We start from the raw sequence: 14,856 nt of genomic DNA, 5'->3' as shown, positions 1-14,856 counted from the left end.
GGCGGCGGTACGCCCTTCCCAGCCGCGGATCTTCGCCGGCGCGATGAGTTCCGGGTGCGGCGGCGGTCTTCTCACCGACGACGCACGAGGGGAGCACGACGATGGCGGACCTGCGGGGCCTTCTCCAGGGGTATGTGGACGACGGGTCGCTGCCGGGCGCGGTGGGGCTGGTGGCGCGCGGCGATCAGGTCGAGGTGGCGGTCGCGGGCTCGCTGGCCGTCGGCGGCGCCCCGATGGCGGCGGACTCGATCTTCCGGTTCGCCTCGATCACCAAGCCGATCGCCGCCGCGGCGGTCATGATGCTGGTGGAGGACGGTCTGCTCGCCCTCGACGAGCCGATCCGCACCTGGCTGCCGGAGCTCGCCGCGCCGATGGTCGTACGGACGCCGTCCAGCGAGATCGACGACGTGGTCCCGGCCGCGCGGCCCATCACCGTCTACGACCTGCTCACCTCCACCGCCGGGTACGGCTTCGCGTCCGACTTCTCGCTGCCGGCGGTGCGGCGGCTGTTCGCGGTGCAGCGGGACGGCCGGGAGGTGGGCAGCTTCCCGGCGGCGGACGTGTGGCTGGCGGAGCTCGCCGAGGTCCCGATGCTGTACCAGCCGGGCGAGGCGTACCTGTACGACACCTGCTCCACACTCCAGGGCGTGTTGATCTCGCGCGTCGCCGGCCGGTCGTTGCCCGACTTCCTGCGGGAGCGGCTGTTCGAGCCGCTGGGCATGGTGGACACGGCGTTCGAGGTCCCGGCGGCCGAGCGCGACCGGTTCACCACCCTCTACCGCGCCGGCGGGGACGGCGGGCTGGAGCAGGCCGACGGGCCCGACGGTCAGTGGAGCGGCCTGCCCGCCTTCCCGCTGGCCAGCGCCGGGCTGGTGGGCACCGCCCGCGACTGGCTCGCCTTCGGCCGCATGCTGCTCGCCGGCGGCGTCACGGGTGACGGGCGGCGGCTCCTGTCGGCCCAGTCGGTGCGCTTGATGACCAGCGATCACACCACCGTGGCGCAGCGGAAGGTCGGCGAGCTGTTCCTGGAGGGGCAGGGGTGGGGGTTCGGGGGTTCGGTGGACATCACGCCCACCGAGCCGTGGAACATCCCAGGACGGTACGGATGGGTCGGCGGCACGGGCACCACGGCGCACCTCGTCCCGTCCACCGGGACGGTGGCCGTCCTGCTCACCCAAGTCGCGATGGGCAACCCGACGCCCGACCCGTGGATGCGGGACTTCTGGCGGTTCAGTGCCGGGTGGGAGGGTTGACCTTGCCCTGAGGTCGAGCGCGTGCTCAGCCACCACGGAGAAGAGCAGAAACCGGCCTGGACCCGGCTCAGGGTGTCGTTCGAGGCGAGACTTCGCTCAGCGGGCGTCCTCCTACCAGCGCTCCACGAGCTACCAGCGCTCCACGAGGTGCTCACGCCCGGCCGGCGGCTCGTACGGCTCGGGCCAGAAATCGGTGACCCGGCTGATCAGCCCCGCACCCGAGAACTCGAACCACACGCAGGCGTCCTGCCGCTCATCACCGACCCGGGCAGCCAACCAGGCCGCGGCCCGACGGCCGTCCGCGACGATGCGCCGCACCTCCAGATGCCAGTCACCGGGATAGTCCATGTTGAACTGCACAAAGGCGGCCTTGCCGCGGATGCGCTCCCGGGTCTGCGGCATCTCGTACACCACGTCCTCGGCGAGCAGGGCGGCGAAGGACTCCCAGTCACGACGCTCGGCGCTCTCGACGTAGGCGTGCGCGGCCCGCCGGCTCGCGGCGGTCTCGTCCGTGCGGCGGCCGCCGGCCTCACCCGGCTCCCGTGACGGGTGCAGCACCAGCAGGATGTGCTCGTCCTCGTCGTGCCACACCGTCCCCGTCCGCTCGAACCCGTGCCGCTCCAGCAACCGCACCGACGCGAGGTTCTCGTGGAAGGGGTCGGCGTACAGCGGCCGGACCTGCTCCTTCTCCAGGAAGAGCCCCAGGGCCCGGGTGCCGACGCCGCGCCCCCAGTACGCCCGGCCCAACCAGTAGCCGATGAAGCGCCGATCGCCCTCCCACCAGGCCACCAGGTTGCCCGCCAGCTCGCCTCCCACCGTGACGGCCTGCACGAGCCCGGTCGGGTCGCCGAGGACCCGCGTCTTCCAGTGGTGCATGAACGCCTCCCGCTCCCGTGGCGGGAACCGGGAGCGCCGCACGGCCTCCGGATCGTGCTCGTACTCCAGCAGTACCTCCAGGTCGGCTTCGGTCACGTCTCTGAGCAGCACGACGTCGTCCATGGCGAGCGAGTCTGCCACCCGGCACCGACACTCTCCCGTTGCCCGCGGACCGGCGCAGGGCTGATCATGTCCGAGAGGAGGCGAGGTGGAGCAGCGTGGGGCCGGAGAACGGGCGGTGCCGCTGGCCGGTGCGGTCGGTGGCGCCTGCGGGGCGTGGCTGCCGCTGATCGGGGTGACTCCCGTGCACGACGCGAGGCAGGCGGCGCGGCGCGGGTGTCCGGGCGACGGCGCCCCTTGCTGGTGCACGGTGGATCTCGTGGACGTCCAGGTGCTGGGCATGCTCCCGTCGGCGGGTGCGCCCGGGCTCGTCGACATCGATCTGCAGGGGTTCGCGCGCGTCGGGTCCGAGGCGGGGGGAGGGGTGGAGGAGGGGCGGCGGGGGTTCCGGCTGTCGGGGATGGACGATGAGTGGCTGGGGAGTTGCCGGGAGGCCGGCGGCGTCCTCCGCGAGCGGGCCGAGCCGCTCAGGCCGCCGGCGACCCTCGTGGGGTGTCTGCCCGAGCCCGCGCTGATCGCCGCCGTCGAAGCCACGTCCGTCAGGCGGCGTGCGGTCCGAGCCACCGTGTACGCCCTCGGCGGCGCGGGGGAGCGGCTGGTCGGCAGCCTCAGCTCGGTGTCCGGCAAGGTGACGGGGGCACGGCCCTCGCGGCTGGGCGAGGGCTTGCTCGACATCGCGCTGGACGAAGGCGTGTTCCGTCCCATGCCGTCCGGAGCCCGCGAGATCTAGGACCTCTGGTACGCCGGCGGCCCCGCCCACCGCAACCTGTGGGCCCGCTACGACCGCGGGCTGCGGCACGAGTGGGAGGGAGCGGCACTCCACCATCGCCGCCGGACCTCTCCTGGCCCGCCCGCCGGGACCACCCACCGCGGGGCCTCCCCCGACCGGCCAGCCGGGACCACGTACCATCTCGACGGCCGCTTCGTCACCGACATCGAGGGCTTCCACTGCGCGATCGGGGAGGCGATCAACGGCCCCGGCGGCTACTTCGGCTGGAACCTCGCCGCCCTGGGCGACTGCCTGAGAGGCCGATGGGGAGCCGAGCCGCCGTTCCGGATCGTGTGGCACGACTCGGACGTGGCCCGGCGCCACCTCGTCCCCGGCTTCGACCGGCCGCCGTACGATCTGCGGTGCTGGGGTGCCGCCACCACCATGGAGGAACTGCTCGGCACGCTGGCGGACTCGCGCGTCGAGGTGGAGCTGCGCTGAGCTCAGCCGGTCGGCGGGTCGCCGGGGCGGACCAGGCCCGACTCGTACGCGTACCGGGCCGCCTGGGCCCGGTCCCGGATGACGGACGCCGAGTGGTCGGGTGCGCCGGCGGTGCTCAGCGAGCCCGGCGCAGCCGCAGGAAGTCGCTGACCACGTACTCGCCGAGCCGTTCGGCGCTCGGTGAGAAGACCCGGCCGCCGTTCCTGCGGGCCACCTCGTCCACGAACTCCTTGAGCCGGTCGTCCGCCGCCAGCATGAAGACGTTGATCGTGGCCCGCCGCCTGGTCATCTTGTCCACCTCGGCCAGCGTCAGCTCCAGCGTCTCGTGCGACGGCGGCCACTCGAACGCCGACCGGCCGTTGCGCATCAGGTGCGCCGTCGGCTCGCCGTCGGTGACCACCAGCACCACCGGCTCGAAGTCCGGGTGACGGTCGAGGTGGCGGCCGGCGATGAGCAGGGCGTGGTGCAGGTTCGTGCCCTGGACCATGTCCCAGTCGAGGCCCGCCAGCTCGTCGGGCTGCAGCACCCTGGCGTAGTTGGAGAAGCCGATGATCTGCACGGCGTCCTGCGGGAACTTGGAGGCCACCAGCGCCTGCAGGGCCAGCGCCGTCTGCTTGGCGGCGGCCCAGGTGCCGCGCAGGGCCATCGAGTACGACAGGTCCACCAGCAGGCAGACGGCCGCGGCGCTGCGCCGTTCGGTCTCGGCCACCTCGAAGTCGTCCACCGACAGCCGCACCCCGACGCGTGCCCCGTCCCCGACGCGTGCCCCGTCCCCGACGCGTGCCCCGTCCCCGACACGCGCCCCGTCCCCGACACGCGCCCCGTCGCCGCCGCGCGGGGAGCCGACGGCCACGCCGCCGCCGCGCACGCCGTTCACCAGCGTGCGCACCACGTCGATCGGCTGCTCGTCACCGAACCGCCACGGCCGCGACGAGCCGGTCAGCTCGCCGGCCGAGCCCGCGTCGTGCTGGTCGTGGTCGCCGCGGCGGCCCGCGTCGAGGGAGGAGAAGACCCGGCGCAGCGCGGTCTCGCCCAGGCGGCGCACGGCCTTCGGGGTGAGCTCCAGCTTGCCGCGGCGGCGCAGCAGGTAACCCTGCTCCTCCAGCTCCCGCTCGATGCGCTTGAGCGCCTCCAGGTCGTCCACCGCGGAGCGGCCGAGCGCACGGCGTACGGCGGCCTCGTCGATGTCGTCCAGCCGCGCGCCCGGGTAGTCCTGGCGCAGGGCGGTCTCCAGCTGGGTGAGGTCGGCCAGCTCCTCCAGGGCCGTCACGGCGTCGCCCATGCCGAGGGGCTCCTCGCCGGTCAGGCGCTCGGGGGCGTTCCAGGCCAGGTCGGGGCGGCGGGCGTAGAGGGCCTCGCCGAGCCGGCGCATCTGGTCGGACAGGCCCGCCTGGTCGAGGGTCTGGTTGATGAGGTTGCTCAGCTCCTCGCGCTGGCGCGGGGTCATCGAGGCCAGCATGCGCTGCGTGGCGGCGGCGCGGCGGGCCAGGATGTCGACGAGCTCCTCCAGGTTGCGCGGCTTCTCGGGGAACAGGTCGCCGTGCCTGGCCATGAAGGCGTCGAAGTCGGCCTGGGTGTGCTCGCCCCTGGCGTCCTTGTCGAGCATGTCGTTCAGGTCCGACATCATCTGCCGGATGCGTTCCATCGCCTGCGGGTCCGGGTTGGCCAGCGCGTCGCGCAGCCCCTTGAACTGGCTGTCCAGGACCTCCCTGCGCAGCAGGTCGCGCAGCTCCTCGAAGGTCTGACGGGCCGCGGCCGAGCGCCAGTCGTACGTGCTCAGCTCCTGGATGGCGCTGGCCGTGTCCTCGGGCAGCGCGTCGAGCCCCGCCTCCCGCAGCCGCGCCTCGTCGGACGGGTCGGGGAACAGCTCGGCCCGCTCCTGCCCGATCGCCTTGTCCAGCAGGGCTCTGGCGCGCTCCAGCGTGCCGTCGAGCCGCCCGCGCTCGCGCAGGTCGCGGCGGCGCTTGCGGACCTCCCTGAGCATGTCGTCGAGCCCGCGCCGCTCCTGCGTGCCGGGCAGGCCGCGCTTGAGCAGGTCGCGCAGGGCGTGGACCGGCGTCGAGCCCGACAGGATGGCGTCGCCCATCTCGTCGAGCGCCGCCCTGACGTCGTACGGAGGAGCCAGGGGGTCGGGGCCGTCGTGGTACTCGCCATAGCGAAAGGCCATCACAAACCCACGCTAACCCGAGAAACCCCCCGGCGGGTCGTTTCAGGCGTCGCCGAAGACCTCCCACACCTCGTTCAGCGCGTTCACGCCCGGGGTGTAGTCGACCCTCACCAGCACCGGGTGGCGGGTGCCCTTGAGGGCCTTGGTGAGGTGCGTCCACCCGCACGGCTTCTTGCCCAGGCCGTTCCTGTCCGCGTTCACCGGCTCACCGGTCAGCCAGCCGTCGCCGCACCTGGCCGTGGTGCGGTGGAAGGCCGTCGTGTACGTGTACCCGAGCTTGATCGTCTTGCCGCCGGTGGCGAACAGGACGGCGGTGTCGCCGACGCGCTCGATCGTGCCGCGGGCCGTGCGCGGGGTGCCCCAGTCGGCGACCAGGATCTCGTTGACCCTGGTGGCCCTGCCGCCGGTGTACTCGACGCGCACGGCCACCGGGCCGCGCCCGAGCTGGTCGGCCAGGTGGCGGGGCTTGCACGCCGTGCGCCCCAGGCCCTTGGCGTCCACGGACACCCGGCCCTCGGTCTCCTTCAGGTCGCACGCGACCGTGACCCGCCCGTACGCCGCCTTGGTGTGGTCGAGCCGCAGCTCCTTGGCCTTGGGCAGGGACTTCAGCACGTACGTCACCCGGCTGTCGCGGGTGGCGGACTTCGGCACGATCCGCAGGTGCCCCTTGCCGTCGGCCCAGGCGAAGCCGTACACGGCGGTGGCCGCCTCGGCGGGCGCGCTCAGGGAAACAGCGGCGGCGGCGGTGGCGAAGGCGACGAGCAGGCGCATGAACGGTCTCCCCCGTACAAAGTGATCAGCTATCCACTTTGACGCGGAAGACCGCCGATGTGTTCACGTCCGGTAAACGCTGACCCCGTCAAGGTCTTCCTTGGACAGCCGCCGCATCAGGTAAAGCCCTTCCAGGGCGAACTCCAAGGCCGCCGCCGCGTGCCCGGGGGACTCCTCGCCCGCGCCCATGCCCAGCCGCGACATGACCTTGGCCAGCCCGGCCACGGGGCCGATGCGGTGCAGCAGCTCACCGGCGGGCACCAGCTCGCCGGACTCCACCTGGTTGCCCTCGGCGAACTTGTCGGTCAGCGCCGACAGGTCCATGCCGCCCAGCCGGCTCCTGAACGTCTCGGCCGTCGCCCGGCGCAGCAGGTGGGCCAGGATCTCGGTCTCCCTGCCCTCCTCGCTGACCTCGAACTCCACCTTGCCCCGCAGGCTGTGCACCACGCATGCCAGGTCCACGACCCGGGTGACCGCCTGCTCCTCGCCGGCGATCGCCGCCCGGCGCACGGCCGAGGCGGCCGCGGTCTCGGCCGCGGCGATGGCGAAGCGGGCCGACACGCCGGAACGGGCGTCCACGGCGGTGGACTCGCGGACCAGCCGGGTGAAGCGGGCGATCACCTCGACCAGGTGCTCGGGCACGTCGGCCCCGATGTCCGGCATGGACTCCTGGCGGATGAGCGCGAGCTCGTGCTCGACGGTCAGCGGGTAGTGGGTGCGGATCTCGGCGCCGAACCGGTCCTTCAGCGGCGTGATGATCCGGCCGCGGTTGGTGTAGTCCTCGGGGTTGGCGCTGGCGATCAGCAGGATGTCGAGGGGCAGGCGCAGGTTGTAGCCGCGCACCTGGATGTCGCGCTCCTCCAGCACGTTGAGCAGCGACACCTGGATGCGCTCGGCCAGGTCGGGCAGCTCGTTGACGGAGAAGACGCCCCGGTTGGTGCGCGGCACCAGGCCGTAGTGCACGGTCTCGGGGTCACCCAGCGTGCGCCCTTCGGCGATCTTGATGGGGTCGACGTCGCCGATCAGGTCGCCCACGGAGGTGTCGGGCGTGGCGAGCTTCTCGCCGTAGCGCTCGTCGCGGTGCTTCCACGCCACCGGCAGCTCGTCGCCCAGCTCGCGCGCCAGCTTCTGGCAGCGCGTGCAGGCCGGCGCGTACGGGTGGTCGTTGATCTCGCAGCCCTCGACCACCGGCGTCCATTCGTCGAGCAGCCCGGTGACGGTGCGGATGAGCCGGGTCTTGCCCTGGCCCCGCTCACCGAGGAGGACCAGATCGTGCCCGGCGAGCAGGGCCCGTTCCAGATGGGGCAGGACGGTGTCGTCGAAGCCCACGATGCCGGGGAAGCGCGGCTCACCCGCGCGCAGCCTGGCCAGCAGGTTTTCCCGGATCTCGGCCTTGACGGTGCGATGAACGTGGCCGCTCTCTCGCAACTCGCGGAGAATACGTGGCTGATGCACGGGATCGAGACTACGTCCCCTGCGAGCAATGTGGCAGAGACTTTCGCATCTGGCGGAGATTTCGGATCTTGACTATTGCGTGACGGTTCGTGCGCGTGCTTGTCCCTTTAGTGGGGAGAATCGGGCCTAGGGAACTTGGACATGTCGAGGGAGGCGAGATCCGTGGCCTTGATGACAAGCCGCTTCGCCGACGGCCTCGCCGTGGGTTCCGACCTGGTGGAGGCCGCGGAGAACGCCGTCGGTCAGGCACTGTCGAGGCTCAGCGGCCAAGCAGACCTGGTCTGCTTCTTCATCTGCGGTGACGATCCCGACGACGTCGCCCGCGCCGGGCAGGCCGCGATGAAGCTCGCGCCCGAGGCGCACGTGATCGGATGCAGTGCCACGGGGGTGATCGGCGACGGGCAAGGGGTGGAGCTGACACCTGCCGTGAGCGCGTGGGCGGCGACCCTGGACGGGGCCAGGCTGACCACGTTCGCCCTGGAGACGCTGACGGCCGAGGACCGGTTCGTGGTGGTCGGGCTGCCGGAGCGCGGCGGCGACGATCACGTGGCGATCCTGCTGGCCGACCCGTACAGCTTCCCGACCGACGCCTTCGTCGAGCGCTCGGTCGACGTCCTGGGCGACCTGCCGCTGATCGGCGGCCTGGCGAACGGGCTCCAGGGACGGGGATCCGTACGGCTGTTCGCCGACGGCGAGATCTACACCGAGGGGGCCATCGGCGTGCTGCTGAGCGGGCCGATCAAGGTCAGCACGGTGGTCAGCCAGGGCTGCAGGCCGATCGGGCCCAGCATGGTGGTCACCGCCTCCGAGGAGAACCTGCTGCTGGAGCTGGCCGGGCAACCCGCGCTTGCCAGGCTGGAGGACATCGTCAGCGAGCTGGACGAGGACGACCGCGAGCTGGTCGCCTCCGGGCTCCAGATCGGGCTGGCCATGGACGAGTACGCCGAGCGCCACGAGCGCGGCGACTTCCTCATCAGGGGGGTCATCGGCATCGACCCGGACCGCGAGGCCGTGGCCATCGGCGACATCGTGGAGGTCGGCAGGACCGTGCGCTTCCAGGTCCGTGACGCGGCCACCGCCGACGAGGACCTGTACGACCTGCTGGACGCCCACCGCGAGGAGCTCGGGAAGGTGGACGGGGCGCTGCTGTTCTCCTGCAACGGGCGCGGGTCGGCGATGTTCGGCACGGCCGACCACGATCCTGTCGCCCTGCGCGACACGCTGGGGCCCATCGGGGTGGCGGGGTTCTTCGCGGCCGGGGAGGTGGGACCGGTGGCGGGGCACAACCATGTGCACGGGTTCACCGCGTCCGTCCTGGTGTTCTCGAGCGCGTCGGGCGGGCCGTGATCGCGTCCGGCCGCATCAGGCGGGCCGTGGTCATGGACGGCCGTCGCCGGCGGGCTCCGATCGCGTCCGGCCGCCGCCCGTGATCCTCGCCATCGACGTCGGAGGCACCAAGCTGGCCGCCGGCCTGGTCGCGGGAGACGGCACGGTGACCGAGCCCCGGCGGGCCGCGACGCCGCAGGGCGCGGACGCGGAGACCCTGTGGCGCGCGCTAGCCGACCTCGTGGCGCCCTTCGCCGGCCGCTGCGACGGGGTGGGCGTGGGCTGCGGCGGGCCGCTGAGCTGGCCCGACGGGGAGGTGTCGCCGCTGAACATCCCAGGCTGGCGCGGCTTCCCGCTGCGCGCCCGGCTGGCCGCGACATTCCCCTCCGTGCCGGTACGGGTCCACAACGACGCGGTCTGCCTGGCCGTGGCCGAGCACTGGCGGGGAGCCGGGCAGGGGAGCGACGACATGCTCGGCATGGTCGTGTCGACGGGGGTCGGCGGCGGGCTGATCCTCAACGGGCGGCTGCATCACGGGCGTACCGGGAACGCGGGGCACATCGGTCACGTGGTGGTCGAGCAGGCGGGTGGCCCCCGGTGCGGCTGCGGCGGGCACGGCTGCCTGGAGGCCGTCGCCCGAGGGCCGGCGCTGGTCACGTGGGCCCTGGAGCAGGGCTGGGTCCCGAGAGCGGTGGGACGCGGCACGGACGGGCGCCGGCCCGAGGCGATGGGAAGCGGCACCGACGGGCGCCGGCCCGAGGCGATGGGAAGCGGCACCGACGGGCGCCGGCCCGGGGCGGTCGGAAGCGGCCGGTCCGTGGCGGAGCGGCACGGCGGACCGGCGCGGGCCGAGGACGGCGGCGGCGTGCTCACCGCACGAAGTGTGACCAGCCAGGACACCGGGGTCGACGCTTCCGTAGGCGGGGCGTACCCGGAGGACCGCCCCGTGACGGCGCGCCAGCTGGCGGCCGACGCGCGGGCGGGCGATGCCGTCGCCTCACGGGCGATGCGCCGCGCGGGACGGGCGCTGGGCGTGGCCATCGCCTCCGCCACCCATCTGTGCGACCTCGACGTCATCACGATCGGCGGCGGCCTGTCCCAGGCGGGCGAAACCCTGTTCGGCCCCATGGAGGAGGCCCTGCGCGAGCACGCCAGGCTCGGCTTCGCCCGCCGCGTCAAGCTGCTGCCGGCCGCCCTCGGCCAGGAATCCGGCCTCATCGGCGCCGCGGCGCTGCTCCTGGCAGGCGACACCTACTGGCCGGCCCGCGACTCCTGACGCACAGGCCCGGCGGCTCGGGAGGGCCGCCGGGCGATGCGGGTGCGCCAAGCTCACCCGGTCCTGCTGTTGAGGCTCGGCCCCTGCCCCTCCTCGTCCGTGCTCGTGTCGAAGCCCGACCCGTCGCCTTCACCCGGAACGGGCATGGAGACCGGCTCGCAGTCCGCCACCGCGCCCTCGACGATCTCCAGTGTGGTCGCGAACGGCGGCCGATCGTCCCCGTCCTCGCTCTTGGAGACGGTCAGCACCAGCGTCGAGCCCTCCGGCACCTGCCCCTTCTCGATCTCGAAGCCGATCCCGTCGCCATCGCGCCCGATACCCGCCGCGAACTCCCCTGAGCCGCCCCCGTGCGTGCCGCGCGGCCGCTTGCAGGTCTGCCCCTGCGGCAGGTAGTCCACCACGGCCCTGACCCCGGCCTCGGCCAGCTCGGCCTCCAGCCCGCCAGGGTCGGTGAACGCGTGGATCCGCACGCTGACCCCGCCGTCGGCGTCCCTGGTCACCGCGTACGCGGGCCCGCCGAGCACCCCGGTGGCCGCCACCACCGCGGTGGCGGCCGCCGCGACCCCCGCCACCGCGGCGGACAGCCCCACGATCCGCCGCCGGGAGCCGTCCCGGGCCGGTGTCACCGTCGTCATCCTGTCGTCCGCCTTCCTCGTCGCGATCTCTTCCTTGAGTGCACCGAGAAGGCGATCTTCGAAGTCGCTCATGCCTTTCCTTCCAGATACACGGCCGAGGGCGAGGTGAAGTGGCCGAGGGCACGCCTGGCCCTGTGCAGCCGGACCCGCGCGGTGACCTGCCTGATGCCCAGCGCCTGCGCCGCCTCGGTGACGGTGAGCTGGTCGATCGCCACCAGCTCCAGCACCGCCCGCTCACCCTCCGGCAGGCCCCGCATGGCCTCCAGAGCGCTGCGCATCCGGCGCTCGGCGTCGATCCGCTCCTCCATCCGGACGAGGTCGTCGTCGTCCATCAGGCGGCGCCCGGCCAGGCGGCCGGTCGCCCGCGCCTCGCGCGTGGCCCTGCGGTACTGGGCCGACACGACGTTGCGCGCGATGCCGTACAGCCAGGCGACCTCGCTGCCGCGCCCCGGCCGGTACGTCTGCGCGGAGTCCAGGACCGCCAGGAAGATGTCCGCCGTCAGATCGGCGGCGAGGTGAGGATCACTCACCCGCCGGGTCACGAACCTCAGCACGGCATCGACGTGGCGGCGATAGAAGGCCTCAAAGGCCGCAGGGTCTTCATGGAGGCGCACCGGCCCCGCTCCCTTCGTCGTTCGCCCTTACGCCTGTTCTTGGACCGGGCGGCGCGAAGCGTTTCCGCGAAGGTCAGGCGGGTTTGCGTGGCTGGAAGAGCCAGGCGTCGAAGAGCGGGTCGAGGCTCTTGCCGGACAGGCGCTCGGCGAGCGCGACGAACTGCTCGGTCGTCACATGACCGTAGCGATGCTCGGTGGTCCACGCCTTGAGCAGGGCGAAGAACGTGGGGTCGCCGATGGCCCCGCGCAGGGCGTGCAGGGTCATGCCGCCGCGCGTGTAGACGGACTGGTTGAACAGGTCGTCGGGCTTGGCGCGGCCCGGGGGATACTTCCACATCGGGTCGGTGGCGGGGCGCTTGAGCAGCTCCCGGAACGTGGCCTCGGCGGTCTTGGTGCCCTTGTGCTCGGCCCACAGCCACTCGGCGTAGGTGGCGAAGCCCTCGTTGAGCCAGAGGTCCTTCCAGCGCTTGATCGTCAGGCTGTTGCCGAACCACTGGTGCGCCAGCTCGTGCGCGATGATCGACTCGTCGGGCTGGAAGCCGCCGTACAGCGGCTTGGTCTGGTTCTCCAGGGCGTAGCCGGCGGAGTAGTCGTCGACCACGCCGCCGGTCGAGGAGAACGGGTAGGGGCCGAACACCGTCGCCCAGTGGTCGGTGATCTGCCCGGACAGGGTGTAGAGCGAGTCGAGCGAGCCGGCGAACCTGGGGTCGGCGGCGGCCAGGTTGGGGATGCCGGCGGCGGTGCTGCCCTGGCGCAGGCTGAACTTGCCCAGCGTGGCCGTGGCCAGGTAGGTCGCCATCGGATGGCGCTCGCGCCAGCGGTAGGTCGTCTTGCCGCCCGCGGTGGTGGGCTGCCCGGCCTGCTCGCCGTTGGCCAGGGCGGTCAGCCCGGCGGGCACGGTGATCGTGAAGTCGAAGGTGGCCTTGTCAGCGGGGTGGTCGTTGTTGGGGAACCAGGTCTTGGAGCCGTTGGGCTCGGAGGCCACGAAGGCGCCGTCGGGGGTGGGGATGAAGCCGTAGGTGCCGAGGTTGGCGTTGTCGCTGGCCGGCTTGGGCTGACCGGTGTAGGCGACCTTGACGGTGAACGGAGCGCCCTCGGTGAGCGCCCGCGCGGGCCGCACGGTCAGCTCGTCGCCCTTCCTGGTGAATGTCGCGGGCGCGTCGTTGACGGCGACCTCGCGCACGTCGAGCCCGGTCAGGTCGAGGTTGAAGCTGGACAGCTCCTGGGTGGCGGCGGCGTCGATCGTGGTGACGCCGTCGAGCCGCTTGGTGGCGGGCGTGTAGTCGACCCTCAGGTCGTAGTGCGCGACGTCGTAGCCGCCGTTGCCGTCGCGGGGGAAGTCGGGGTCGCCGATGCCGGGCGCGCCCGCGCGCCGGTCGGCCGCGCTCTGCCCGGCGGCCGGCGGGGTCGGCTCGTCTGCGGGTGAGCAGGCCAGCACGCTGATGAGCGTCGCCAGCATGGCCACCCCGCGCCTGTTGACACGCATGTGCGTACGAGCCCCCTTCGTATCGTGACCTGAATATTACGCTGAGTCAGGCATTCACGACGACCGTCCTGGCTGCCTTGTCGTGTACGGCCTGTTTACGGGGGTCGAAGAGGATCCAGCCGAGATCCACGAGGGGGCCGACGCAGCACAGCCAGCCGAGCACGCTGAAGACGGCCTGCCTGACCGCTGCCTGCCCGACCCCTATCCTCCCGCCGTACTCGGACACGACACGGAGACCGAACAGTTTCTTGCCCAGGGTCTGACCGTTCCAGAAGGCGTGCAGCAGCCAGAAGTAGAGGAAGGCCACCAGACCGGCCACGAAGGTGTGCTCGACCGGATAACGCTCCCAGTCGCCCCTGCTCTCGTCCCAGACGTGGTGCCAGCTCGTCCAGTTGAACGGCGCGGCGGCGAGGTTGATGACGAGCCAGTCGAGGACGCCGGCGAACAACCGCCGCCAGCGTCCCGCCAAGCCCGGTGGCGGCAGTCCCATGATGTCTGGATGACCACCACCAAGTCGGGACAAACTAAAGGTTGCCCCTGCGTTCCTGCTCCCGCTCGATCGCCTCGAACAGCGCCTTGAAGTTGCCCTTGCCGAACCCGAGCGAGCCGTGCCGCTCGATCAGCTCGAAGAAGACCGTGGGCCGGTCCTGCACCGGCTGGGTGAAGATCTGCAGCAGGTAGCCGTCCTCGTCGCGGTCCACGAGGATGCCGCGCTTCTTCAGCTCCTCGATCGGGGCCCTGACCCGCCCGATGCGGGCGCGCAGCTCCGGGTCGTCGTAGTAGGAGTCGGGCGTCTGAAGGAAGCTCACCCCGGCGGCGCGCATGTGGTCCACCGTGGTCAGGATGTCGTTGGTGGCCAGCGCGATGTGCTGCACGCCGGGGCCGCCGTAGAACTCCAGGTACTCGTCGATCTGCGACTTCTTGCGGCTGACGGCCGGCTCGTTGAGCGGGAACTTGACCTTGCGCGTGCCGTCGGCCACGACCTTCGACATCAGGGCGGAGTACTCGGTGGCGATGTCGTCGCCGATGAACTCGGCCATGTTCGTGAAGCCCATCACCTTGCGGTAGAACTCCACCCACTCGTCCATCTTGCCCAGCTCGACGTTGCCGACGCAGTGGTCCACGGCCTGGAAGAGCCGCCCGTGCTTGGTCGCCGGCGGCGCGACCAGCGGCTCGGCGGGCGCGTAGCCGGGCAGGTAGGGGCCGCCGTAGTTGGACCTGTCGACCAGCGTGTGGCGGGTCTCGCCGTAGGTGGCGATGGCCGCGAGCACCACCTTGCCGTGCTCGTCCTCCATCGTGTACGGCTCCACCAGCCCCTGGGCCCCGTGGGCGACGGCGTAGGCGTAACCGGCCTCCACGTCGGGCACCTCGATGGCCAGGTCGATCACCCCGTCACCGTGCTCGGCCACGTGCCGCGCCAGGTCCGTGCCCGGCCTGATCGAGGCCCGCAGCTCGAAGGTGGCGCTGCCCGAGGTCAGCACGTACGCGGCCATGTCGGGGCTGCCGTTCTCCGGGCCCCTGTAGGCGGCGAGCCGCATGCCGAACGCGGTCGAGTAGTAGTGGGCCGCCTGCTTGGCGTTGCCGACAGCGAACACCACGGCGTGCATGCCGTTGACCGGAAAGACATCTCTCATACCCTTAACTGTTGATTTCCCTGGACGACTTGC

Annotated in this window: 14 protein-coding genes; 5 read left to right on the top strand and 9 right to left on the bottom strand. The window is 72.1% G+C overall.

Annotated elements, in window-relative coordinates:
* Nucleotides 1–101 precede the first annotated feature (101 nt).
* On the top strand, nt 102–1,253 hold the full coding sequence (locus tag LCN96_RS50270) for a serine hydrolase domain-containing protein (protein ID WP_225269471.1): 1,152 nt from the start codon (nt 102–104) through the stop codon (nt 1,251–1,253).
* Nucleotides 1,254–1,382: 129 nt separating this feature from the next.
* Here the strand turns inward: LCN96_RS50270 and LCN96_RS50265 are convergent, their stop codons facing one another.
* A complete protein-coding gene (locus tag LCN96_RS50265) occupies nt 1,383–2,252 on the bottom strand; it encodes a GNAT family N-acetyltransferase (RefSeq protein ID WP_225269470.1) in 870 nt (289 codons plus the stop codon).
* Between the two features lie 85 nt (nt 2,253–2,337).
* On the opposite strand from LCN96_RS50265, the gene LCN96_RS50260 reads away from it, so the two are divergent.
* Nucleotides 2,338–2,979, top strand: coding sequence for a hypothetical protein (locus LCN96_RS50260; RefSeq protein ID WP_225269469.1), 642 nt, complete (start codon nt 2,338–2,340; stop codon nt 2,977–2,979).
* A 36-nt stretch (nt 2,980–3,015) separates the two neighbouring features.
* Complete coding sequence (locus LCN96_RS50255) at nt 3,016–3,459, top strand: barstar family protein (protein ID WP_311132652.1); 444 nt, start codon at nt 3,016–3,018, stop codon at nt 3,457–3,459.
* A gap of 115 nt (nt 3,460–3,574) precedes the next feature.
* On the opposite strand, the gene LCN96_RS50250 is transcribed toward LCN96_RS50255, so the two are convergent.
* The 3 genes from LCN96_RS50250 to LCN96_RS50240 form a co-directional block, all read right to left on the bottom strand.
* A complete protein-coding gene (locus LCN96_RS50250; protein WP_225269468.1) occupies nt 3,575–5,626 on the bottom strand; it encodes a vWA domain-containing protein in 2,052 nt (683 codons plus the stop codon).
* A gap of 42 nt (nt 5,627–5,668) precedes the next feature.
* Entirely contained in the window at nt 5,669–6,397 is a 729-nt protein-coding gene (locus LCN96_RS50245) for a hypothetical protein (RefSeq protein WP_225269467.1), read from the bottom strand.
* Between the two features lie 63 nt (nt 6,398–6,460).
* Nucleotides 6,461–7,825, bottom strand: a complete 1,365-nt coding sequence (locus LCN96_RS50240) for a sigma 54-interacting transcriptional regulator (protein ID WP_225269466.1) — start codon at nt 7,823–7,825, stop codon at nt 6,461–6,463.
* A 198-nt stretch (nt 7,826–8,023) separates the two neighbouring features.
* On the opposite strand from LCN96_RS50240, the gene LCN96_RS50235 reads away from it, so the two are divergent.
* A complete protein-coding gene (locus tag LCN96_RS50235) occupies nt 8,024–9,199 on the top strand; it encodes an FIST signal transduction protein (protein ID WP_225276238.1) in 1,176 nt (391 codons plus the stop codon).
* Between the two features lie 79 nt (nt 9,200–9,278).
* Complete coding sequence (locus tag LCN96_RS50230) at nt 9,279–10,454, top strand: ROK family protein (RefSeq protein WP_225269465.1); 1,176 nt, start codon at nt 9,279–9,281, stop codon at nt 10,452–10,454.
* Between the two features lie 53 nt (nt 10,455–10,507).
* On the opposite strand, the gene LCN96_RS50225 is transcribed toward LCN96_RS50230, so the two are convergent.
* From LCN96_RS50225 to hppD, 5 genes are all read right to left on the bottom strand, one after another.
* Nucleotides 10,508–11,161 (bottom strand): hypothetical protein, encoded by a 654-nt coding sequence (locus tag LCN96_RS50225; RefSeq protein WP_225269464.1) that lies wholly within the window; start codon nt 11,159–11,161, stop codon nt 10,508–10,510.
* Nucleotides 11,158–11,703, bottom strand: a complete 546-nt coding sequence (locus LCN96_RS50220) for an RNA polymerase sigma factor (protein ID WP_225269463.1) — start codon at nt 11,701–11,703, stop codon at nt 11,158–11,160. The genes LCN96_RS50225 and LCN96_RS50220 overlap by 4 nt, the downstream gene beginning before the upstream one ends.
* Before the next feature lie 73 nt (nt 11,704–11,776).
* Nucleotides 11,777–13,189 (bottom strand): M1 family metallopeptidase, encoded by a 1,413-nt coding sequence (locus LCN96_RS50215; protein ID WP_225269462.1) that lies wholly within the window; start codon nt 13,187–13,189, stop codon nt 11,777–11,779.
* 46 nt (nt 13,190–13,235) lie between these two features.
* Nucleotides 13,236–13,679: an RDD family protein gene (locus LCN96_RS50210; protein ID WP_225269461.1), complete on the bottom strand. Its 444-nt coding sequence runs from the start codon at nt 13,677–13,679 to the stop codon at nt 13,236–13,238.
* Nucleotides 13,680–13,713: 34 nt separating this feature from the next.
* Nucleotides 13,714–14,823, bottom strand: coding sequence for a 4-hydroxyphenylpyruvate dioxygenase (gene hppD / locus LCN96_RS50205; protein ID WP_225269460.1), 1,110 nt, complete (start codon nt 14,821–14,823; stop codon nt 13,714–13,716).
* Nucleotides 14,824–14,856 lie beyond the last annotated feature (33 nt).

The organism is Nonomuraea gerenzanensis, from assembly GCF_020215645.1.
Classification (GTDB): Bacteria; Actinomycetota; Actinomycetes; order Streptosporangiales; family Streptosporangiaceae; genus Nonomuraea; species Nonomuraea gerenzanensis.
The sequence above is the reverse complement of the archived record's forward strand: the minus strand, read 5'-3'. Positions and strand labels throughout refer to the sequence as shown.

What these genes read in the sequence shown, in the direction of transcription:
- LCN96_RS50270 (WP_225269471.1), top strand. Translation starts at nt 102, where the DNA reads ATGGCGGACCTGCGGGGCCTTCTCCAGGGGTATGTGGACGACGGGTCG.
- LCN96_RS50265 (WP_225269470.1), bottom strand. Translation starts at nt 2,252, where the DNA reads ATGGACGACGTCGTGCTGCTCAGAGACGTGACCGAAGCCGACCTGGAG.
- LCN96_RS50250 (WP_225269468.1), bottom strand. Translation starts at nt 5,626, where the DNA reads ATGGCCTTTCGCTATGGCGAGTACCACGACGGCCCCGACCCCCTGGCT.
- LCN96_RS50245 (WP_225269467.1), bottom strand. Translation starts at nt 6,397, where the DNA reads ATGCGCCTGCTCGTCGCCTTCGCCACCGCCGCCGCCGCTGTTTCCCTG.
- LCN96_RS50235 (WP_225276238.1), top strand. Translation starts at nt 8,024, where the DNA reads ATGACAAGCCGCTTCGCCGACGGCCTCGCCGTGGGTTCCGACCTGGTG.
- LCN96_RS50225 (WP_225269464.1), bottom strand. Translation starts at nt 11,161, where the DNA reads ATGAGCGACTTCGAAGATCGCCTTCTCGGTGCACTCAAGGAAGAGATC.
- LCN96_RS50215 (WP_225269462.1), bottom strand. Translation starts at nt 13,189, where the DNA reads ATGCGTGTCAACAGGCGCGGGGTGGCCATGCTGGCGACGCTCATCAGC.
- LCN96_RS50210 (WP_225269461.1), bottom strand. Translation starts at nt 13,679, where the DNA reads ATGGGACTGCCGCCACCGGGCTTGGCGGGACGCTGGCGGCGGTTGTTC.
- hppD (WP_225269460.1), bottom strand. Translation starts at nt 14,823, where the DNA reads ATGAGAGATGTCTTTCCGGTCAACGGCATGCACGCCGTGGTGTTCGCT.